We start from the raw sequence: 22189 nt of genomic DNA, 5'->3' as shown, positions 1-22189 counted from the left end.
GCAATGGCCGCAAGGCAGGTAAGCAATCTGTGTGGCGCAATGCGAGGGCCTTGGAACGCGGTGCGTTCTGCGGGCCATCCGTCGTATGGAAGGAAGAACGGTTTGGTCAGTCTCCCACGTGGCATTCGCGCCGCAGCAGGGCCAGAGCATCGTGCATCTGGTAGTCGCGGTCGCTCAGCAGTGTAGCTTGGGCGTCCTGCACGAATGCAGTCCACAGCGCAAGGTAGTCCTGCTGGAACGCACCCGCTGCATGGCTGCGGATGAAGTCAGACGCCAGCTCGGGCTGCAGGCCGGACTTGCGGATCTTGCGCACCAGGCTGGCGGCGGTTTTCTCGGTGAGCAGTGTCTTCTTGGGCGCGCCAGCAGCGAGGCACAAGAACAGCGTGAGCAGCGAATGCTCGTCGTCATTGCCTGCAGTCGCCTTGGTCCATGTCTTGCTGGCGGACTGTGGAGGCTCGTCGTCATCCTCCAACACATCCAGGCTGCGGTGAAAGTTGTCCACTTCGGCCAATGGGTCGTCCAGCAAGAAGTAACGCGCCCTGAAGGCCCCCATGGGGCGCAACAGGGTGCGCAGCGGCGCAGAGGACTGCAGCAGCTTAGGCAAGTCGGCCAGCACCGTGGCGCACTGAGCTTGCAGCACGTCGCGCAACTCTGCTGGCACACCCGATGGCAAACGCAGTGCGGTGGGCAGGGCGGGCTTCTTTTTGCGCAGGGCGGTCACCAGCTTTTCAAACGCGGGGGCACTGGGCCATTCGCCTGCCACCATGGCCTTGGGGTTCAGCGCCTGCATCAGCAGCCCTGTGCGGATCACGGCCTCAGCGTCGGCACCGGCGGTCTCCAGCTCGTCCGTGTCCAGGTCGTACTGCGCGGCCAGCCACTCTGCGGCGGCGATGGCTTGGGCAATGTGGCTGCGCCGGGCCAGCTCTGCGCGGTAGTCGGCATGGCTGCGCAGCGACCAGGCAGCCAGCAGCGGGGTCTCGGCATCGGCATAGCCGCCCATGCCAAAGTTGCTGCTCTCGGGCATGGCGATCAGGCGCTTGAGCATGTCCGAGCCGCCCTTGGAGCGCGACAAAAAGGAGTGGTCGCGCAGCGACACCGCCGCCTTGGCCAGATCACCGTCCGTGGTCTCCAGCAGGTACAGGCTGATCAGGTTGACCATGCGGTCCCGCGCCTTCTCCAGTTCTGGGCGCAGAAACTCGCTGCCAAAGTAACGCGCGATCTGCACCATGCCCTTGGGCGCATCGGCATTGATGGCCGCCAGCCGGTCCGCGTCAATCAGGCCGTGCTGCACGCCGTAGACCAGCGCCTTTTCAAAGAAAGGGCGCGCGTCGTGGAGTTGCAGGGCATTGGCAGTAGCGACTGGTGCAGAAATTGAGGAAGGCGTGGGAGGCACGGTCATGTCTGAATCTATCGCGCTTCGCGCTGCTCATGGGCTATGAAACTGGCGCGGCCCATACCAGGACCGCCGCGCAAGGGCCGCCCCGCCGCGCTGGCGGTGTCCCCCTTCCCGAATGGCACAGCCATTCGAGAGAAGGGGGAAGGCGCGAAGCGCCTCAGGGGGTTGTTCACTAAATTGCAGACTCTTCGTCAGAAGCACGTGCGGCCGGCGTGGCCTTGCCCCGGTCGGTTTCGCTGGTCTCGAACTTGCCATCGTCTTCTTCGGCCGTCTCGTCGCCCTCTTCCAGCCCCAGGTCAAACGCGCGGGCCTTGGCGCGCAGCACCAGCAGCATCTCGATGAACAGGTCGCGGCACTCATAACGCAGCAGCCAGGCCATCTGCATCCAGTCGCGGTCGGCCACCTCATCGAGGTCGATGCGCGGCTGCACATAGCCCGAGGCCAGCAGTTCGTCGTCGCTCAGCGTGAGGCCGTAGTCTTCAGTCGCGTCAAAGGTGCCGGTGCGGGCGAATGCCTCGATACGGCTCCACTTTTCGGCAAAGTAGTTGGCCAGAGCCTCGGCGCCCCCCTCCAGGTCGCCAATCGCGGTGAGGAACTCCACCGGGTCGGCATCGTCACGGAACACCACGGCGTTGACCATGTTGCGAAGGTGGGTGTGGGTGAGGTCCTTGTACTGCTTTTCCAGCACCATGGCGCGGGCAAACTGCTCGGGCGTGACCAGCATGTTCACCACCGAGGCCTTGGAGTCGTCGTACTCGCGCATCACGGCCAGGATGTCCTTGGGCGCCAGCTGGTCCAGCACCACCATCAGCGCGCCGTCGCCATCGCTGTCGGCCAGTTCGGCCAGCGCCGACTCGGCGCCCACGATGTCACCGGCGGCGATGAGGCTGGTGGTCTTGGTGATGAGGGCGAGGTGTTGGTTACTGCTGCTCATGGTCGTCATTCCTTGCGCTCAAAGCCCACATCGGCCAGCCAGTTGGCGCTGGACTCTTCGCGGCTGCGGCTGTTTTGCGGGTCCACCGCGTCATCGGCGCTCAAGGCGTTGTAGTCGTCGTCGTGCTCGGCGGCATCTTCACCATCGTCCTCGGCATCGCTGTCGGCATGCGACGCTGCGGCCGGAGCCAGGCGCGCGTGCTGTTGCAGGTATTCCAGGCCGGCAGCCACCGTCAGAAAACGTGCGCCCTGGGGCTCGCGCAACACGGTCTGGGCCAGACTCATTGCCCAGGGCTCCAACGCCACGGCGTGGGTCAGGCTGTGCCAGTCGGGCAGCTCGTTCACCGGCAAGCCCAGTAGGTGCTCCATTGCAGCCGGTTTGGTAAAGCGGAAGCCCCGGTGAAAGACCACAGCCACCATTTCAGGGGCCAGTTCCATCATCTGCACCAAAAACGCCATCTCGTTGCGCTTTTCGGCCAGGCGCTTGCGCAGAACGTCGTTGCCCTCGGAGTCGGACACCAGATCGTCCAGCTCAGCCTGGTAGGCCGAGCGCAGGTCATAAAAATAGGGAGAAAGTTTCACAGGGCAGAAGGATGAGAAAGAATGCGTGCGCGGTAGGCCTGCCAGATCTCCTGGGCAGTCTGCAGCGGGTCGTCCAGCAGGTTGCGGCGGCGGTTGTCGTCATAGGCCTGGCGGGCGTCGTCGTCAGACAGCACCTCGTAAGCCTTTTGCACCTCGGCAAAACGCTGTGCGGCGTCGTGGGCCGTGTTGCGGTCGGGGTGGTAGAACGAGGCCTTCTGGCGAAAAGCCTTCTTGATGTCCGCCAGCGACGCGTTGGCCGCCAGCCCGAGGGCTGCGTAGTGGTCAGCAGTCATGAAACAGTGGGTTCGTCCGTCAAAGCCAGGGGTGCCATCCGCAGCGCCGTCTTCAGCACCGGTGCCTGCACCAGCGCACCCGCGTCAGCCACCCAGGCTCACAAACACGTTTTGCACGTCGTCGTTCGAATCGATGGCCGCCAAGAAGTTCTCGACCTCCTCCAATTGCTCAGCCGTCAGGTTGGCAGGGTTCACCGGGTTCTTGGGCTTGTAACCCAGCTTGGCCGACAGCACCGTGAAGCCGTTGGCGGGCAGCGCGCGGCTGACCAGGTCGAGGTCGGTGGGGTCGGTCCAGAAGGTGGTGGTGCCCTCTTCGTCGCCCGCTTCAAAGTCTTGCGCACCAGCTTCGATGGCGGCCAGCTCGGGGTCCGCGTCGGGGGTGGCGGGTTCGGCTTCGATCATGCCGACATGGTTGAAGTCCCAGGCCACCGAGCCTGAGGTGCCCAGCTGGCCCTTGCGGAACAGCACACGCATCTCGGGGGCCGTGCGGTTCACGTTGTCGGTCAGGCATTCAACCATCACGGCCACCTGATGGGGGGCAAAACCTTCGTAGATCACGCGTTCGTAGTTCACCGCGTCGGCGCCAGTGCCGGAGCCCTTCTTGATGGCACGCTCCAGCGTGTCCTTGGGCATGGAGGCCTTGCGAGCCTGCTCCACCACCAGGCGCAGGCGTGCATTGCTGGCCGGGTCGGCGCCGCCGCGTGCGGCCACGGTGATTTCCTTGACCAGCTTGCCAAACAGCTTGCCCTTGGCGTCGGCCACCTGTGCCTTGCCTTTTGCTTTCCACTGCGCGCCCATGATGGATCTCTTTTCCTTGGTGTGAATGCGGCGCGCCAGGGCGCCGTGTGTGGGAGTTGCTGCGGCCGTGCAGGAGGATCAAAAGCCCACCAAACAGCCCACCAGAAGGTGGCTGCGCAACTCCGGACCGAACCCTGTAGGGTACCACTGACCACCACTGGCAGTTTCGTTGCCCTCCCGCCACGCTCCAAACCACCCATGCGCCGCAGGGCAGTTAACCTCGGCAACATGCGCAAAGCCCTTTCTCTTGCCTTCTCCCCGGTGCACTGATGCTCAACACCCTGTGGCTGGGCTTTTTCCTCACGGCGGCGGTGGCCGCGCTGGCCCAATGGCTGGTGGGCGGCAACGCCCAGATTTTTGCGGCCATGGTCGAGGCGCTGTTTGCCATGGCCAAGCTGTCGGTCGAGGTGATGGTGCTGCTGTTTGGCACGCTCACGCTGTGGCTGGGTTTTTTGCGGATTGCCGAAAGAGCGGGATTGGTCGATGCCCTGGCCCGCTGGCTGGCCCCGCTGTTCCAGCGCCTGATGCCGGGCGTGCCCCGAGGCCACCCCGCCCTGGGCCTGATGACGCTGAACTTTGCTGCCAACGCCTTGGGGCTGGACAACGCGGCCACGCCCATGGGCCTGAAGGCCATGAAGGCCTTGCAAGAGCTGAACCCGGAGCCCGATACCGCCACCAACGCGCAGATCCTGTTTTTGGTGCTCAACGCGTCGTCGCTCACGCTGCTGCCGGTCACGATCTTCATGTACCGCATGCAGCAGGGCGCGCCCGACCCGACGCTGGTCTTTTTGCCCATTCTGCTGGCCACATCGGCGTCCACCCTGGTGGGACTGCTCAGCGTGGCCGTGGTGCAGCGCCTGCCGCTGTGGAGCCCCGTGGTGCTGGCCTACCTGCTGCCCGTGGCGCTGGTGCTGGGCGGCTTCATGGCGCTGCTCACCACGCTCAGCGCGGCGGCCCTGGCCTCGCTGTCGTCGCTGCTGGGCAACCTCACGCTGTTTGCGCTGGTCGTGTTGTTTGTGGCCCTGGGGGCCTGGCGCAAGGTGCCGGTGTACGAGGCTTTCATCGAGGGCGCGCGCGAAGGCTTTGACGTGGCCAAGGGCCTGCTGCCCTACCTGGTGGCCATGTTGTGCGCGGTGGGCGTGTTCCGCGCCTCGGGCGCGCTGGGCTATGTGCTGGACGGCATCCGCTGGTGCGTCACCACGCTAGGCGCAGACGCCCGGTTTGTGGACGCGCTGCCCACCGCCCTGGTCAAGCCGTTTTCAGGCAGCGCGGCACGCGCCATGCTGATTGAAACCATGCAGACCCAGGGCGTGGACAGCTTTGCCGCCCTGGCAGCCGCCACCATCCAGGGCAGCACCGAAACCACGTTTTATGTGCTGGCGGTGTACTTTGGCGCCGTGGGCATTCAGCGTGCACGGCACGCCGTGGGCTGTGCCTTGCTGGCCGAACTGGCGGGCGTGGTGGCCGCCATTGTGGTGTGCTACCGGTTTTTTGGATGAAATTGACCGATAGCGCTGATGGAATATACCCAAGCAGCTATCAATTAAGTAGCAATCAAGGTATCAACCGAGGGCAGGCCCAGGCGCAGCCACCAGCTCCCACTCGGCCAGTTGCTCGTTGGTGGCAATCAGCCGCCCTACCAGCAGCTTGATGAAGGCCTTGTCAAACCGCGACTGCAAGTCCTCCGACGCCTCGCGCAACGCGGGGTTGCGCACCTTGAGTACCAGCACCTCGGTTTCGGCCACGGCTGTGGCTGTGCGGATGCGGTTGTCGGGGCGCAGGTAGGTCATCTCGCCCAGGGTGACGCCGGGGCCCAGCGTGCTGAGGTTCCAGCCCTGGCGGCTGACGGCCACCTGGCCTTCGATGAGGATACAAAACGAGTCGCCCGGCGTGTTCTCGCGCATCAGCACCGTGCCCTGCTCCAGGCGGCGCCAGCTGCCCAGGCGCATCAGCTCCCACAGCGCGACGTCGTGAAAGTCGGCAAAAAACGGCAGCACCCGCAGGCGGGCAAAGCGCTCGGCCTCGGTGTCTTGCGACTTCTGGCGGGGCAGGCCCCGGTGCGCCGCCAGCAGCGCTTGGGCAAAGTCGGCCCAGGTGGCAAAACGGTCGGCGGGCTGCTTGGCCAGCGCGCGCAACAGCACTTCGTCCACATGCGCAGGCAGCGCCGCGCGCAGCAGGCTGGGCGGTGTGGGCGCCTCGTTGCTGATCTTGTAGAGCGTGGCGAAGTCGGTGTCGCCATCAAACGGGCGGCGACCGGTGAGCAGCTCGTACACCACCACGGCCAGCGAAAACATGTCGCTGTGGTGGGTGAGGTCCTGTTCGCGCACTTGTTCGGGCGACATATACGACGGCGACCCCACCAGGCCGGACAGCTGCGTGGCATCGCTGCGCAACGACAAGGCGGCGCCAAAGTCGGTCAGCTTCACATCGCCGCCGCGCGCCAGCATCAGGTTGGCGGGCTTGATGTCGCGGTGCACCAGGCCCTCGCGGTAGGCGTATTCGAGCGCGTTGCAGCACTTGAAGGCAATGTCCAGCACCTGGGGCACGGGCAGCAAGGTGTCGGGCGTCGCAAAGTCGGACAGCGGCTGGCCGTCCACGTATTCGAGCACCAGATAGGGCGGCAGCGCTTCTTCATCGGCGTCGAGCAGGCGCACGATGTTGGGGTGGCGTAGCCGGCCCGACAGCGCGGCCTCGTTGCGCAGCAGCTTGCGGTAGCGCTCGGCCTGCTCGGGCACCTTCAGCAGGTGCGCGTGGGTCTGCTTGATAGCCACCTTGCGGCCCCGAAAGCCGTCCAGCCCCAGGAACACGATGCCACTGGCGCCCCGGCCCAGTTCACGCTCGATGCGGTACTTGCCGATGGTGGCGGGCGGTGCAGAGGTGGCGGTGGCCATGGTGGAACTCCCGGTCAGGGTGGGCGGTTCAAAGGGTGTGCAGGCCCAGGTTCACGCTCCGGCAAGCGCCTGCTCAAAGTCGGCCAGCAGGTCTTCCACCTCTTCCAGGCCCACCGACAGGCGGATCATGCTGTCGGCAATGCCCATGGTGGCCCGCACGGCAGGGCCGGCCTCCCAGAAGATGGTGTGCGCCACCGGGATGATCAGCGTGCGCGTGTCGGCCAGGCCTGTGGCCTTGATGGGCAGCTGCAGGCGGTTGCACACGGGCAGGCACTGGTCGGGGTTGCGCAGCTCGAACGACAGCAGCCACGAGCCCGCCTTGAGGTGCTTGCGCGCAAAGGCGTGCTGCGGGTGCGAGGGCAGCATGGGGTACAGCACGCGCGAGACGGCCGGATGCTTCTGAAGCCACTGCGCCAGCGCCAGGGCGGTGGCACTGGTGCGGTCCATGCGCAGCGACAGGGTCTCCGCGCCCAGCGCCAGTTGGTGGGCGGCATGGGACGACAACGTGCCGCCCATGTCGCGCAGCCCCTTTTTGCGCAGCTGCTGTAGCCCCCAGCCCTTGGCGTCGCCCTTGCGGTAGGCCGCAAAGATGTTGGGGTAGCCCGACCAGTCGTACAGCCCCGTGTCGGTGATGGCGCCGCCCAGCGCATCGCCCTGCCCGCCAATGCTCTTGGTGAGCGAGTTGACCACCAGGCCTGCCCCCACGGTGGCCGCGCGGAACAGGTAGGGCGAGGCTACGGTGTTGTCCACCACGTACAGCACGCCGCGCTGCTGGCACAGCGCGCCAATGCCTTCCAGGTCCGGGATCTGCGTGCCGGGGTTGGCAATGGTCTCGACAAACACCATGCGGGTGTTGAGGCGCAGCGCAGCGGCCACATTGGCCGCGTCGGTCACGTCCACCGTGGTCACTTCGATGCCCAGGTCGGCCAGCGTGCCCAACACGCTGTTGGTGTTGCCAAACACAAACTGGCTGGCCACCAGGTGGTCGCCCGCCTTGAGCAGCGTGAGGAACACCGCGCAGATGCCCGCCATGCCGGTGGAGAACACGATGGAGCCGCGCCCGCGCTCCATCTGCGTGATCTTGGCCTCCAGCGCCGCCGTGGTGGGCGTGCCCTGGCGCGCGTAGTTGAAGCCGCCCTTGGCCGTGCCCTGGAAGACGGCGATCAGGTCTTCGACCTTGTTGTAGCCGTACTGCACCGAGGTGTGGATGGGCTGGTGGATGGCCCCCTGCTCGGCGCCAGCCAGGCGGTCGGCGTGCACGATCTGGGTGGTGAAACTGTGGTTCTGCGGTGTCGTCATAAAAATCTGCGGCTGCTCTGTTTCTACTGGTCTACGTGCAAGGCAAGACGATAAATTCCGGCGCGCCCTTAACGCCAGCGCACCCGTGGAACTGGCTCTGCCAGGCCACCGGGTGCGTCCCCCCTCAAGGGGAAAGGCGCGCAGCGCCTCAGGGGGGCTTCTCTCGATGGCTACCGTTCAGGTGCGATGTGTTCGGCGTAATCGTACAAGGCGCCCAGGATGTCCTGCGTCCGCTCATCGTCGGCGGTCTCTGACAGGGTATCGATTTCGGTGAACAACTGCTCTACCGTGCGCGCCCCGCCCTGCCCGTCGAACAGGCAGGCTGCGCGGTGCGCCTCCCAGCGTTCCTGCTCCTCGAGCGACAGCGTCTGCGGAAAGTTGCGCGCCCGATAGCGCCACAACAGCTCGTCCAGGCGCGGGTCGTCAAAGTTCGCACGCGCCTTGGCCAGCTTGTCACCGCTCATGGTGCGCAGGTCGTTCAACAAACGCCGGTCGTTGTTGCCGACAAAACCACCGTACAGGTCCTGGTCCACATCCGGTGCGGGCTCTTGCGGGCGGGCGAACACCGCGGGCCAGATGCCGCTCATGTCGGGCAGCGCGCGCGCCACCTCAGCATGCTGCGCGGCCTGGGCCAAGTCAATGCCCCAGCGCTGCGCCAGCGCGGGCGTGAGCGTGTTCACATTGCCGACCACCATGGGCGACTTGTTCAGGTGGATGGTTTTGATGGGCAGGCGCGTGACGCCCTCGGGCAGGTCGGCCGAGCGGGTGAACATGCGCAGGCGGATCTCATCCACGTTCAGCGCGGCCAGCTCGCGCGGGTCGTGGGCCAGGTCCCAGGCGATCAGCTCGTTCTTGTTGGTGGGGTGGCTGGCCAGCGGCCACATCACGGCCAGGCAGCCACGCTCGGTGGGGAACATGCCCGAGACATGCAAAAAGGCCCGCGCCGTGGCCGTGGTGGCGGGCAGCCGCAGTTCGGCGGCCACGCGGTCCTTCTTGTGCAGGCTGAGTGCAAAGTCAAACAGCTTGGCGTTGTGCTGGCGGATCAGCCGCGCCAGCGCAATGGTGGCGCGCACGTCCGACAGCGCATCGTGCGCGGCCTCGTGTTGCAGGCCGTTGGCCTTGGACAGGTGCTCCAGCTTGAAGCTGGGGGTCACGCCGTCTTCCTTCTTGGGCCAGTGGATGCCGTCGGGCCGCAGCGCATAGGTCATGCGCACCACGTCCAGCAGGTCCCAGCGGCCGCACTGGTTTTGCCACTCGCGCGCATACGGGTCGATGAGGTTGCGCCAGAACATGAAGCGCGTGATCTCGTCGTCGAACCGGATGGTGTTGTAGCCCACGCCTATCGTGCCGGGCTGCGCAAACTCGGACTCGATGCGCGCGGCAAACTGGTGCTCGGGCACACCCTGCTCCAGGCACTGCTGGGGCGTGATGCCGGTGATGAGACACGACATCGGGTCGGGCAGATAGTCGTTGGCGGGCTGGCAATACAACATCAGCGGCTCGCCGATTTCGTTCAGCTCCGCATCGGTGCGGATGGCCGCAAACTGCGCAGGCCGGTCGCGGCGCGTGTTGGCGCCAAAGGTTTCGTAGTCGTGCCAGAGAAAGGTGTGGGGCGCCATGGTCGGTAGGCTAACAGGGGGCAGGCGTTGGCTCACGCGCAATCGGCGGGAGCTGGTGGCGAATAAGCCGCCACTGTAACCGCATTTTTCAGTGTTTTTGGCCTCTAGCGCAAGTAGAATATGCGCCAGCAGCTATCAAAAACATAGTAAACACACCCTCTATACGGACTGATGCACATTCGTGCCCTGTGCAGGTGCAGCCTCGCGGGACAATGGCGCATGCCCAGCTCCATTGCATCCTCTTGCCCCGGCGGGCAAAGCCCCGCCCTGCCCTCAGCCTCCTCACGCGCCCACGCCCCCGCACGGACTGCCTGGGTCGCTATGGCCGCCGCCCTGACCCTTGCGGGCTGCGCGTCGGCCCCCAGTACCAATCCTTCGCCCGTGACAAGGTCCACGGTAGCCACCTCAACGACCCCAGCGCCCACCGCATCGCCCATGGCGGCACCCGCACAGCCACCAACCAGCCCCGATGCCGACCACACGGCCGGTTTTGCCCAATGGCTCGCCACCTTTTCTGCCCAGGCGCTGGAGGCCGGCATCCGCCCCGCCACCGTGCGCGATGTGCTGGGCCAGGCACAGTGGCTGCCCCGCGTGGTGGAGCTGGACCGGGCCCAGCCCGAGTTCACCCGCACCCCGTGGGCGTACCTGGACAGCGCAGTCTCCCCACAGCGCATCGCCCAGGGCCAGGCCCAATTGGTGGCGAACAGCACTGCGCTGCAGGCCGCAGCAGCCCGCTATGGCGTGCCGGCCAGCGTCATCACCGCCATCTGGGGCATGGAGAGCAACTACGGCAGCAACTTTGGCACCTTCCGCACGGTGGATGCACTGGCCACCCTGGCCTACGAAGGCCGCCGCCGCGCCTGGGCGCAGACCGAGCTGCTGGCGGCCCTGCGCATCATTGACCAGGGCGACATCGCCGCCGACCGCATGATCGGATCGTGGGCCGGGGCCATGGGGCACACGCAGTTCCTGCCCTCGGTGTTCCTGGCCTACGCGATTGATGCCGACGGCGACGGGCACCGCGACATCTGGGGCAGCGTGCCGGATGTGACGGCGTCCACCGCGCACTTCCTGGCCCGGTCTGGCTGGCAGGCCCGCGAAACCTGGGGGGCCGAAGTGCAGTTGCCCCCCACCTTCGACCATGCACGCGCCGACCCCGCCGTGCGCCAGACCACCGCCCAGTGGCAGGACGAAGGGGTACGCGCCTTGGACGGTGCCCCGCTGCCCGACCTGGCGGCAGCCTCCATCGTCACCCCCGCAGGCGCGCGGGGCCCGGCGTTTTTGGTGGGCAACAACTTCCGCACCATCCTGCGTTACAACAACTCGGTGAACTACGCGCTGGGCGTGGCCCTGCTCGCGCGCCAGATCGACGGGGGCAACCCCTTGGCAACCCCCTGGCCCCGCGACATCGAGCCCCTGTCCCGCGCGCAGTTGCAGGCACTGCAAGAGGCCCTGAACCGCAAGGGCTTTGCGGCAGGCACCCCCGACGGCGTGATGGGCCCCGCCACCCGCGCAGGACTGCGCGGCTACCAGCGCAGCCTGGGCGTGGTGACTGATGGGTATCCGACGCTGGAGCTGTTGCAGAAGCTGCAGGCGCCTTGAGCCTCCCAGCACGCGCTGGCGCGTGATCAACGACAACAGCCAGGGCGTCACCCGACACAGCGCGTGGCGCAAGGCATAGCGGACTTTGGCATCGACTCGCCCGTAGGCCACGCCGAGGCACTGCGCTGCGTGCAATCACCCGATTTCACCCCAACCCTTCGGGCAACAGGCTTGGCGGGGGCACGCCCCTGGGAGATCGCTAACAGGCTTAAAAAAATAAATATGACAAATTCAGCATGTTTCGCCTGTCTTATTTATCATTTTTATCTAATAATTCATAAAAATGAAATGACCTGTTGCCTTGTGTGCTGATACCCGTTGCAATGAAGGGTCAGGGAGTCGCAAGAAGTTTCGTTTGTCAGCCCGTTGAGTTCTGCTGGCTTCTGCCATGGGTGTCACCCAGCCCAGCAGGCTCTTCTCACTTGGATGTAAAGAGAGGACCGCATGAACCGCTTGAAAGTCTCTACCCGCCTGATTCTGGGCTTTGGATTGCTGACACTGATCGGCATCGTGATCGCGGTGGTCGGCTCGCTGAATATGCGGTCCATCGTCCAAGATTTGCGCGAGGTCTCTGAGAACCGCATGCTCAAAGTGGCTGAGTTCACAGACCTCAAGGACAATCTGAATGCCATCGGGCGCTACGCTCGAAACATCCTGATTTCTGACGACCCTGCGTTCCGCACCCAAGAAAAACAGAAGATCGCAGAGCTGCGCAAAGCCAATAACGAGCTCCTGCAAATACTGGACAAGACCGTCACTTTGCCCAAAGGCAAGGAATACCTTGAGGTCATTCAGCAAAATCGTGGCCCCTACAACAAAGCCATAGACCGTGCGATAGAAATGGCAGAGCAAGGCGACAAGGCTGCCGCAGGGGCTCTGCTGATCGGTGAGGTTCGCTCACTGCAGAACGTGGTCTTCAAGGCGGTGGAAGATTCGCGCGCCTTGCAAAAGGAGATCGCAGACAAATTGGCGGGTGAGGCTACCAAATCTGCAGCCAGCTCCATGTTGCTGATCGCAACCCTGGGGGCAGTCATGCTGGTGCTAAGTCTGTTGGTGGGTTGGATCATTGTGCGTGACCTGTCCAAGGCCCTGGGTGCGGAGCCCGCAGAGCTGGCCGATGCCGCCCAGCGCGTGGCAAGTGGTGACTTGAGCGTGGAGCTGCATGCCCGCAGCGGCGACGAAGTCAGTGTCATGGCCGCCATGAGCGCGATGCAAAAAGCACTGACGGGCGTGGTCGCCACAGTGCGCAGCGGGGCTGACGGGGTGGCCACGGCCAGCTCCGAGATTGCGCAGGGCAATTCAGACCTGTCCAGCCGCACCGAGCAGCAAGCCAGTGCGCTGGAAGAGACGGCAGCCTCCATGGAAGAGCTTGCCAGCACCGTCAAGCAAAACGCTGACAGCGCCCGCCAGGCCAATCAGCTGGCCGTGAACGCCTCGACCGTCGCGGTACAAGGCGGCGAGGTGGTAGGCCATGTGGTCAACACCATGAGGGTTATCAACGAAAGCTCCAAGAAAATCGCAGACATCATCAGCGTGATCGATGGCATTGCGTTCCAAACCAACATCCTGGCGCTGAACGCTGCGGTAGAGGCAGCACGGGCTGGTGAGCAGGGGCGCGGTTTTGCCGTGGTGGCCAGTGAAGTGCGCAACCTGGCCCAGCGCAGCGCCAGTGCGGCCAAGGACATCAAGGCACTGATTGACAACAGTGTTACCGAGGTGGAACGGGGCACGTCCTTGGTGGACCAAGCGGGCACGACCATGACCGAGGTGGTTGCCGCCATTCGCCGTGTGACGGACCTGATTGGAGAGGTGAGTGCCGCCAGCAATGAACAGAGCCAAGGCGTTGCCCAAGTGGGCGAGGCGGTGTCGCAAATGGACCAAGTGACACAGCAAAATGCGGCGCTGGTTGAGGAGAGCGCGGCGGCTGCCAGTAGTTTGAATACGCAGGCGCAGCAACTGCAACAGGCGGTGGCTGTGTTCAAGCTCGGAAGTGATGGTGCCCACAACACAGCCCGCCCCACCAGCGCATTTGCCACGCATACGTCTACGACTACTGCACGCTCAGTACCGGCGCCTGCAGTGCGCCCTTTGGTTGCAAAGACAACCGGTCAGAAGGCCGGTCAGAAAATCGGCATGTCCAGCAGCAAACCTGCCGCAGCCTCGGCCGCTGCTGAGGGCGGCGAGTGGGAGAACTTCTGATAAGTGGTCCGACTGGCTAACCATATCTATCTAGTTGAGGAATCCGATGATCAACGCTGCCACAAACATGCCTTCTTCCTTCGCAGCATCCTCGGCCAGCGCAGGGGCGCTGACCCAGATTCGAGAATTTCTGGCGTTCAAGATTGCGAACGAGGAATACGGCGTGGACATCCTGCGCGTGCAGGAAATCCGCTCTTACGAAAAGCCCACCACCATCGCCAATGCTCCCGAGCACGTCAAGGGTGTGATGAACCTGCGCGGTGTGATCGTCCCCATCATCGATCTGCGCATCAAGCTGGGCGTGGCAGAAATTCAGTACAACCACCTGACCGTGGTGATCGTGCTGAGTATTGGCCAACGTGTAGTCGGGGCCGTGGTGGATAGCGTGTCGGATGTGCTCACGCTGGAGCCTTCACAACTACGCCCTGTGCCTGCGCTCGACTCGAATTTCGACCGCGAGCATCTGCTGGCGATCGGCTCGGTGGACGAGCGCATGCTCATTTTGCTGGACATCGAGAAATTTTTAGCGGATACCGTGTTCGACAAAATGGCCATCACAGCCCATTGACATTGACCTGGCGCGCAATCTCGCTTGCGCGACAGCTATCTGGCAAGCAAGTCAAGATGCCGCGAATCGGCGCCATGCTGCGTTGCACATCCCCGCGATAGCCAGAGAACTCCCCCTCAATGAAAATCCCGGCTCCCCTGCAGCGCCTGCCCCATGCGGCCCAGCAGTGGTGTCAGGTCCTTGAAACGCTGGGCCACCAGGTGGCGCACCACGGCATTGCCACCGGGTGGGCCGGCACTGCATTGCCACACGCCTTCCACCGCCAGCAGCTGTGACCGCAGCAGCGCATTGCGCCACACATCGACCATGGCGGGCCAGACGATGACGTTGACGGGGCCGGTTTCGTCCTCCAGCGTGACAAACATGGTGCCCTTGGCCGTGCCGGGGCGCTGGCGCACGGTGACGATGCCGCAGGCGCGCACCTTGCGGCCGTGGGCGGCGCTGTGCAGTTGCAGCGCGGTTTGCAGGCGCCAGCGGGCCAGGCGGGGGCGCAGCAGGGCCAATGGGTGGCGGCGCAGGGTGAGGCCGGTGGCGGCGTAGTCGAACAAAATTTCTTCACCCTCGGGGGCCTCGGGCAGTTGCAGCGGTGCCTCGTGCACGGGCACGTCGCGCCACAGGGGCGGCGCGTTGTGCTGGGCGGCGGCGTCCCACATCTGCTGGCGGCGGTGGCCCGACAGGCTGGCCAGGGCGTCGGCGGCGGCCAGGGCCTGCAGGTCTTGCTGGCTCAGTTGCGCACGCAGGGCCAGGTCTTCGGTGCTGGCAAAGGCTGGGCCTGTGGCGCGGGCTTGCAGCAGGCGCTTGGCAGCCTCGCGCTGCAGACTGCCCACCAGCCGCAGGCCCAGGCGCACGGCGGGCTGGGGCAGCGGCGGTGCGCCCAGGCCGCGCGCGGGGCGCAGTGGCTCGGGGTCGCCCTCCAGCGTGCAGTCGATATCGCTCACAGTCACGTCGATGGGCAACACGCGCACGCCGTGGCGGCGGGCGTCTTGCACCAGTTGCGAGGCGCTGTAAAAACCCATGGGCAACGAGTTGAGCAGCGCTGCCAAAAAGCATGCGGGCTCGTGGCATTTGAGCCAGCTGCTGGCATAGGCCAGCAACGCAAAGCTGTGGGCGTGGCTTTCGGGAAAACCGTATTCGCCAAAGCCCAACATCTGCTGGAAGATGCGGTCGGCAAATTCGGCCGGGTAGCCCCGGTCTTTCATGCCTTGCTTGAGAGGCTCTTCAAAGCGGTGCACGCCGCCCTTGCGCTTCCAGGCGGCCATGGAGCGGCGCAGGTCGTCGGCCATGCCGGGCGTGAAGTCCGCCGCGATCATGGCGATCTGCATCACCTGTTCCTGAAAGATGGGGATACCCAGCGTGCGCGCCAGCGCGTCTTCCAGCTCGGGCTTCTCCAGCTCCAGGGGCAGGCCCTGGCGTCGGCGCTCGCGCGCCTGCAGGTACGGGTGCACCATGCCGCCCTGGATGGGCCCGGGCCGCACGATGGCGACCTCGACCACCAGGTCGTAGAACTGGCGCGGCTGCAGGCGGGGCAGCATGCTCATCTGGGCGCGGCTTTCGATCTGGAACACGCCCACGGTGTCGGCAGCGCAGATCATGTCGTAGGTGGCGGGGTCGTCGCTTGGGATCTCTTTCAGGCCCCAGCGCTCACCGCGCAGGGCTGCACGCAGGTTGAGGCAGCGGCGCAGTGCGCTGAGCATGCCCAGCGCCAGCACATCGACCTTGAGCAGGTTCATCTCATCGAGGTCGTCCTTGTCCCACTGGATGACGGAGCGGTGCTCCATGCTGGCGGGCTCCACCGGCACCAGCCGCGTGAGCTTGCCCTGGGTGAGCACGAAGCCGCCCACATGCTGGCTCAGGTGGCGCGGAAAGTCTTTCAGGTCGGCGGCCAGCTCCATCCACAGCCGGGCGGTGTGCCGGTGCAAGGGCGTGCCCAGGCTTTGCGCCAGCTCTTGCAGGCGGTCGGTGGCGAAGGTCTCGTCAAACCAGTGGTGGTCTTTGGCAAATGCATCGACCAGCGCGGGCGCCACGCCCAGGGCCTTGCCCACGTCGCGCAGGGCGCTGCGCGTGCGGTAGCAGGTGACCACGGCCGCGATGGCGGCGCGGTCGCGGCCGTATTTGTCGTAGATGTACTGGATGACCTCTTCGCGCCGGTCGTGCTCAAAGTCCACGTCGATGTCGGGCGGCTCGCTGCGCTCCTTGCTGATGAAGCGCTCGAACAGCAGATGGGAGTCCTTGGGGTCCACCGCCGTGATACCCAGCACGTAGCAGACCACCGAGTTGGCCGCCGAGCCGCGCCCCTGGCACAGGATGCCCACGCTGCGCGCAAACCGCACGATGTCGTACACGGTCAGGAAGTACATCTCGTACCGGCAGTGCGCGATCAAGTCCAGCTCTTTGCGGATCTGCGCGGCGATCGCGTCGGGCACGCCGTCGGGGTACAGGCCAGCCGTGTTGGCATCGACCAGCCAGGCCAGACCCTGGGTCGGCGTCATGCCCTGGGGCACGGTCTCCAGCGGGTACTGGTACTGGATCTCACTCAGGCTGAAGGTGCAGCGCCCAGCCACGGTGAGCGTGGCCGCGAGCAGGTGGGGCGGGTAAATGCCCGCCAGCCGCACGCGCTGGCGCAGGTGGCGCTCGGCATTGGGCTGCAGCGCAAAGCCGCACTCGGCCACGGAGCAGCCCCGCTTCACGGCCGTGATCACGTCCTGCAGCGGCTTGCGCGAGCGGGCGTGCATGTGCACATCGCCCGCAGCTACCAGCGGCAGGTTGAGCGCGGCGCCCACGCGCTGCAGCGTAGCCAGCCACAGGCTGTCGTCAGGGGCCATGTGCAGCTCTACCGCCAACCACAGATGGGCATCAAAGTTTGAGCCAAATTGGCCTCTAGCGCTCGTTATACAAGCGCTGAAAGCTACAAAATCAGAAGCATCAAAGTGCTGGCGACATGGCGCCAGCAGCAGCTCGCACCCCTGCAGCAAATGCCAGGGGCTGCCCGTACCCACGTGGTAATGCCCCTTGGGCGCGGCGGCGCGGGCGGCGGTGATGAACTCGCACAGGTTGCCCCAGCCCTTTGCATCGCGCGCCAGCGCCACCAGCCGCAGGTCGCCCCACAAAAACTCGCTGCCCACGATGAGGTGCAGGCCCCATTCCTTGGCAGCCCCCCAGGCACGCACCACCCCGGCCACCGAGCATTCGTCCGTCAGCGCCAGCGCCTGGTAGCCCAGCTTGGCTGCGCGCGCCACCAGCTCTTTCGGGTGCGATGCGCCCCGCTGAAAGCTGAAGTTGGACAGACAATGCAGCTCGGCATAGCCCGGCAGCTCGGCGGCACCCGCTGCGGGGTCTGGCACCGCAGCGGCCTGTGGAGGGGGTAGATGCGTCAAGCCCATGGACAACCGCTCTGCCTGCTCACCCAAAGATTCCGTGCAGAAACCAGCGGTGGGGGCGCGCTGGCGCCTGCGTGCCATCCAGCGCAGGCGCCAGTCGCTCGCGAAACACCCACACCAGCCCCACCACGTCGTTGTGGGCCACAAAGTAGTCGCGCAAGGCCAGGCCCGCGCAGGGGTGTGCCGGGTCCACGGCGTCGTCGGTGGCAGACCACCAGCCCGCCTCAAACCGATGGGGCCCAGCCAGCAGGCGCAGCAGGCCGTGGTGGCAGGGGCGGTTGCCCTGCACAACCAGCCGCGGCGGCGGGTTCAGCAGCCAGGTGGGCAACAAGGGGGCATCCGGGGCGATGCCCTGCGAAGCATCGTCCGCACGCACAGACGCAGAACTGGCGGGTGTACGCGTGGCAGTCGAGGGCGCGCCCAGCACTTCAGCAGCCGCGCGCCATTGCTGCATGCGTTCGGGCCGGTGGTCGGCCAGTAGCACCGGGGCCACCACATGGTCGGCGCCCAAGCGGGCCGACAGGCGCTCCAGCAATTGGTGCAGGGCCTCGCCTGGGGCATCTGCCGGATCGGCGCTGCCATGGCTTGCGAGGTCACGCCCCCCCACATCCCCCGGGGGCAGCAGGCTGGCACTGCGGTGCGGCAGCGGAGCCGCGTCAAGCAGCCGCAGCGTGATCTGGTTGACCGGCGCTGCCAGCGTGGTGCGCGCCAGGTTTTCGGCCAGCAAGCGCCGCAGGTGCGCCAAGTCGTGGGTGGCCTGGGCGGTGCGCACCTGCAGCGCCTGGGTGGGGGGCAACACCACGCCATCCATGCGCCGCAAGTCGTGGCGCCAGGCCAGCTCCAGCGCCAGCACGCCCTGCTGGCGCGCCTGCAGCCAGGCTTGCAGGGCCGTGAGGCAGCGGCTGGCGCTCCACAGCAGTGCGTCGGCCGACTCGGCCAGTGCGGGCAGCTCGGTGGTCAACACAAACTGCTCGGGCAGTTGCAGCCAGGCATGGGCCTCGGGGGCATGGCCCAAGGCCTGGTCCAGCACCCGCAACACACCGGCCCCCAAGCGCCGCGCCACACCCGCACGCGGCAGCGCCCGCAGCGTGCCCCAGGTGCGGCAACCCATGCGCTCCAGGCTGGCTACATGCGGACGCAGCGCCGCCAGCGTGTGCAAAGGCAGGTTCTCTACCCTGCCCTGCGGTGGGCAGGGGTGCCCTGCCAGCGCCATGCGCAGCCAGGCCTGGGCCACCAGGGCCGTGGGGCCCGTGCCCCACACTGCCGGGGCCCCAGGCGACAGAGCCTTGGCCGTGGCCGATCCACAGGGATTGACAGGCTTTTCAGGATTGTTGATGGGTTGGTTGGCAACGCTATCCCCCACACCTCTGGCCGATGCGTCGGCCCAGGCTTGCAGCACCAGCGCCTGCAGCGCCTCGCGCCCGCCCCACAGGCGTTCAGTGGTGGACACCTCCAGCAACACCGCCTCGCCATCGGCCAGCGCCACACGCGGCGTAAAACGCAAGGCCCACCAGCCTGCGGCGGCGTTCAGCGCGTCGGTACTTCTCTCCGTGCCTGTACCCGCCGAGGCGGCGGCCTCATCGCACCAAGGCAATGGCAGAGCGATCCAGTGCATGCCTGCTCCCTTCTGGTCTGCCCCCCGGCGCATTGCGTGCCCGCACGGCCCCGGAGGCCCCGGCCACCCGCATCGCAGCAGCCTGGCGGCCCGCTACCAGGGCACTGGCCGCCTCTTGTGCTGCGCGCCGCCGATCGGCCTGTGCCACCAGCACCTGCGCCAGCTGGGGGTGGCAGCCCGGCAGATGGATCGCCTGCGCCAGCGGAGGCCCCCGGCGCTTGAGGATCTGCACCTGTATGCCAGGGGCCGCCGCGGCATCCCCTGGCAGGGTCAGCCCCTGTACCTGCAGCCGCAATAGGGCTGGCGACGCCTGAGACACCTGCGACGCTGGCCATGCGGCATCGACCGAACGAAACACCCACAACAATTGCTGTTGCTGGGCCGCCGCCAATTGCAACCGCCGCAGGGCGGCAGGCCGCGCTTGGGGCAGCCAGGCCATAACGGCCAGCACGCCCTGGCAGCGCAGCGCCTGCTCTGCCGCCCACAAGGCCGCCATGGCAGAGTCGGCCCGCACCACGCACACGCGCTCTGCCCGCAAACCCTGCGACTGCAGGGCCGGGCCAAAAGGCTCGCACGGCGGCGCCACCAGTACCACCGCTCCCTTCTGCCTGGCCGTGGCCTGCACCAGTGCGGGCAGCACCAGTTGCCATTCGTGCAAACCCGCCAAGGGCTGCAGCACCTCGCTCAAGGCCCCCACGGGCCAGCCGCCACCCGGCAGCTGCGCGTCCAGCGCGGCATGGCCCGTTGGCAGCACGCGCTGTGTGCCTGCACCCAGCGCGTCGGCATGCCACACCCCAGGCACGGAGGTGGGCAAATCAGACGCAACCCGCAAAATGGGGCGTGGCGCAGGCATGGTGGTGGGAGAGGTTCAGGCAACACGAATACTGTGAATATAACCAGTATTTTGACGCATGGGGGAACCAGCGGGTGAAGCCCCACCAAGGAGGTCGGTGTAAGGCGGGGCACGCTGGCGAACGGCGTACGCGTTCAAGGCAGTGCTGATGAGCACCAGCAAACGTCGCCAGCCAGTGCGCGCCACCGAAGGGGCAGCCAGCGCACCGGCAGGGTCGATACCGCTATAGCGTGCGCATCGCCCAGTCGCACCAATCCGCCACCGCTGCATCGGCAGGCGTGGCGCGGTCCGGCAGTTGGGGCCAGCGGCGGTGGCTGGCGTTCAGGATGCTTTGCAGCTGCCACAAGGCCTCGCGCCCCACCAGGGCGACCTCGGCCATGCCAATGGCGTCCCCTTGCAATTGCGCCAGCAATTCCTCCTGGTGTTGAGGGTGTGAGCCCGCTTCGATCAAGGCTTTTTGCAACGCCAAGAGGCGGGAATCGGCAAACCGAAAAGCACAGCCTGCCGGGGCCTTGGCCGCCGTGTCGGGAGGCAAGGCCGCCTTGAGCTGATCCCAGTAGGCAAAGGCTTGGGCCAGCAGCTCGATCTGGCGTGGGGCATCGTTGCCCAAGGGCATCAGGGCCGATTCGCGGGCCACTTCTTCCTGCAGCAGCGGCAGGATGGATGCCACCAGAGCAGAAGGAAACTTGCGGTGGTTGAGCCGCAGCACCAGCGACAGCCGCTGCGCGGGCATGTCGTCGTATTTCTCGTAGAACGCCGCCACCACTTCGGCCAGCAGCAGGATGCGCCCCATGGGCGTGATGTCGGCCCCCGCCAAGGCGCGCGGGTAACCGCTGCCGTCCATGCGCTCGTGGTGCTCCAGCACAGCCACCTCGGCAGCGCGTGGGTACGCCTGCGTGTCGCGGATCATGAGCATGGCCGAGATGGGATGGGCCACCAAGTGCTTGCGGCCCACCCCCACCACCTTGTGCCCAGGGTCGTCCCAGGCCGGGTCCATGTGCAACACGCCCAAGTCGTGCAGCAGCGCGGCGGCAGCCACCGTAGCGCAGTCGCGCTCGCTCAGACCACTTTTGATGGCGAGAAACACCGCCACGGTGGTCATCACCAGGCTGTGCTGGAACAGCTCGGGCCGCTGATCGCGCATCACAGTGAGCTTGCAGGCCATGGCAGAAGGCAATGGCAGGGAACGCAAGGGCGCCAACAACCGGGCACCTGAACCCAGGGCCTCGGCCAGCATGGCGGGCAGGGTTTCCTGCTCGATCAGCGTCTGGCCCAGGGCCAGCAGTGCTGGCACGTCCACGGGGTTTTCGATGGACAGATGGCGGTCGATGGGTTCGCGCAGCTTGTGCTGCACCAAGCGGTCGTACAGGCGGCTGTCGATGCGCGCCCCCTTCTCCACCAGCTTGATGCCGTTGTCGGTGTAGATGGCGGCATCGGCAACCACCGTGCGCCGGTCGGCCATGTCGGTCAGCGCACGCAGGTAGTGGGGGCTGTCAGCGGTATCAGCGTCCGCTGAAAGAGGAATATCGGTCATGCAAGCAACACAAATCGTTACTGCGCACTATAGGAGGTTCTCTTGCAGGGCTCTGACGCGCACTACGCCATGCAGACACACAATCTTGATTCAAATCAAGCGGCATGCGCTGCTGCAAGCGCCTGTGGTCACAGCCGGACGTGCCGTCTGCACCAGTGCCCCAAGGCCAGACCTGGTCCGGCCCCGTCCGACTGGGGCCAAAGCCCCTTGTCACCCCTCTGTCACTGTCCCAAATTGGCACCAGGGTTTACATGGAACGATGGCGTTTACAGCCTGCTTTTGGGTGACCCGAGACAGTCAGGCTTGGGTAAACCCTGAAAAGTTCCGCGATGATTGTTCACAATACTGGAACAGTTAGTTCGCGACCCGGTGGTTTTTCTCTGTACCCCATCGGCGTACAGTTCAACCCATCGATGAGCCGAACCCGCAAGGCGACTCACCGAACCCGGTCCGAAGCAGTTTTCTTTGTTTTTGGCTCTTTGCTCCGGTTTTTTTGAGACGCTTTTTTTAACTTCAAGGATTTTCATCATGAACAACACCGCACGTTTCCTGTCTATCGCCGCTGTCGCCGCTTTCGCTTCCTTTGGTGCCCAGGCTGACGAAGCCGATGCTTCGCAATTCGCCACCAAG

At 65.6% G+C, this 22189-nt stretch carries 16 protein-coding genes and 1 pseudogene; 5 read left to right on the top strand and 12 right to left on the bottom strand.

Annotated elements, in window-relative coordinates:
* Positions 1-106: 106 nt before the first annotated feature.
* From OIN59_RS20325 to OIN59_RS20305, 5 genes are all read right to left on the bottom strand, one after another.
* A complete protein-coding gene (locus OIN59_RS20325) occupies positions 107-1399 on the bottom strand; it encodes a hypothetical protein (RefSeq protein WP_274113264.1) in 1293 nt (430 codons plus the stop codon).
* Positions 1400-1568: 169 nt separating this feature from the next.
* Positions 1569-2330, bottom strand: coding sequence for a hypothetical protein (locus OIN59_RS20320; protein ID WP_274113262.1), 762 nt, complete (start codon positions 2328-2330; stop codon positions 1569-1571).
* A 5-nt stretch (positions 2331-2335) separates the two neighbouring features.
* A complete protein-coding gene (locus tag OIN59_RS20315) occupies positions 2336-2911 on the bottom strand; it encodes a hypothetical protein (RefSeq protein WP_274113260.1) in 576 nt (191 codons plus the stop codon).
* Positions 2908-3204, bottom strand: a complete 297-nt coding sequence (locus OIN59_RS20310) for a DnaJ domain-containing protein (RefSeq protein WP_274113258.1) — start codon at positions 3202-3204, stop codon at positions 2908-2910. The genes OIN59_RS20315 and OIN59_RS20310 overlap by 4 nt, the downstream gene beginning before the upstream one ends.
* An 84-nt stretch (positions 3205-3288) precedes the next feature.
* Complete coding sequence (locus tag OIN59_RS20305; RefSeq protein ID WP_274113256.1) at positions 3289-4002, bottom strand: YebC/PmpR family DNA-binding transcriptional regulator; 714 nt, start codon at positions 4000-4002, stop codon at positions 3289-3291.
* Positions 4003-4271: 269 nt separating this feature from the next.
* Here OIN59_RS20305 and OIN59_RS20300 point away from each other — a divergent pair, with 269 nt between their 5' ends.
* The gene (locus tag OIN59_RS20300) at positions 4272-5501 is read left to right on the top strand and encodes a nucleoside recognition domain-containing protein (protein ID WP_274113254.1); all 1230 of its coding nucleotides are present in this window, start codon (positions 4272-4274) and stop codon (positions 5499-5501) included.
* A 63-nt stretch (positions 5502-5564) separates the two neighbouring features.
* On the opposite strand, the gene OIN59_RS20295 is transcribed toward OIN59_RS20300, so the two are convergent.
* From OIN59_RS20295 to sbcB, 3 genes are all read right to left on the bottom strand, one after another.
* Positions 5565-6893, bottom strand: coding sequence for a protein kinase domain-containing protein (locus tag OIN59_RS20295; protein WP_274113252.1), 1329 nt, complete (start codon positions 6891-6893; stop codon positions 5565-5567).
* Positions 6894-6944: 51 nt separating this feature from the next.
* A complete protein-coding gene (locus OIN59_RS20290) occupies positions 6945-8192 on the bottom strand; it encodes a cystathionine gamma-synthase family protein (RefSeq protein WP_274113250.1) in 1248 nt (415 codons plus the stop codon).
* A gap of 170 nt (positions 8193-8362) precedes the next feature.
* Positions 8363-9811, bottom strand: a complete 1449-nt coding sequence (gene sbcB / locus OIN59_RS20285) for an exodeoxyribonuclease I (protein ID WP_274113248.1) — start codon at positions 9809-9811, stop codon at positions 8363-8365.
* Positions 9812-10132: 321 nt separating this feature from the next.
* Here sbcB and OIN59_RS20280 point away from each other — a divergent pair, with 321 nt between their 5' ends.
* From OIN59_RS20280 to OIN59_RS20270, 3 genes are all read left to right on the top strand, one after another.
* On the top strand, positions 10133-11413 hold the full coding sequence (locus tag OIN59_RS20280; protein WP_274113444.1) for a lytic murein transglycosylase: 1281 nt from the start codon (positions 10133-10135) through the stop codon (positions 11411-11413).
* Between the two features lie 444 nt (positions 11414-11857).
* Positions 11858-13612 (top strand): methyl-accepting chemotaxis protein, encoded by a 1755-nt coding sequence (locus tag OIN59_RS20275; protein ID WP_274113246.1) that lies wholly within the window; start codon positions 11858-11860, stop codon positions 13610-13612.
* A gap of 67 nt (positions 13613-13679) precedes the next feature.
* Positions 13680-14180, top strand: a complete 501-nt coding sequence (locus OIN59_RS20270; protein ID WP_274113244.1) for a chemotaxis protein CheW — start codon at positions 13680-13682, stop codon at positions 14178-14180.
* Between the two features lie 116 nt (positions 14181-14296).
* Here OIN59_RS20270 and OIN59_RS20265 read toward each other — a convergent pair whose 3' ends face one another.
* The 4 genes from OIN59_RS20265 to OIN59_RS20250 all read right to left on the bottom strand — a co-directional run bounded on the left by OIN59_RS20265 (position 14297) and on the right by OIN59_RS20250 (position 21559).
* Positions 14297-17560 (bottom strand): error-prone DNA polymerase, encoded by a 3264-nt coding sequence (locus tag OIN59_RS20265; protein ID WP_274113242.1) that lies wholly within the window; start codon positions 17558-17560, stop codon positions 14297-14299.
* Positions 17561-17579: 19 nt separating this feature from the next.
* Positions 17580-19172, bottom strand: coding sequence for a Y-family DNA polymerase (locus OIN59_RS20260; protein ID WP_274113240.1), 1593 nt, complete (start codon positions 19170-19172; stop codon positions 17580-17582).
* A complete protein-coding gene (gene imuA / locus OIN59_RS20255) occupies positions 19135-20025 on the bottom strand; it encodes a translesion DNA synthesis-associated protein ImuA (RefSeq protein ID WP_274113238.1) in 891 nt (296 codons plus the stop codon). The genes OIN59_RS20260 and imuA overlap by 38 nt, the downstream gene beginning before the upstream one ends.
* A 223-nt stretch (positions 20026-20248) precedes the next feature.
* Complete coding sequence (locus OIN59_RS20250; RefSeq protein WP_274113236.1) at positions 20249-21559, bottom strand: HD-GYP domain-containing protein; 1311 nt, start codon at positions 21557-21559, stop codon at positions 20249-20251.
* Between the two features lie 528 nt (positions 21560-22087).
* On the opposite strand from OIN59_RS20250, the pseudogene OIN59_RS20245 reads away from it, so the two are divergent.
* A pseudogene (locus OIN59_RS20245) lies at positions 22088-22189 on the top strand (DUF4148 domain-containing protein); the annotation flags it as partial.

The organism is Acidovorax benzenivorans (assembly GCF_028680575.1).
Classification (GTDB): domain Bacteria; phylum Pseudomonadota; class Gammaproteobacteria; order Burkholderiales; family Burkholderiaceae_C; genus Acidovorax; species Acidovorax benzenivorans.
The sequence above is the reverse complement of the archived record's forward strand: the minus strand, read 5'-3'. Positions and strand labels throughout refer to the sequence as shown.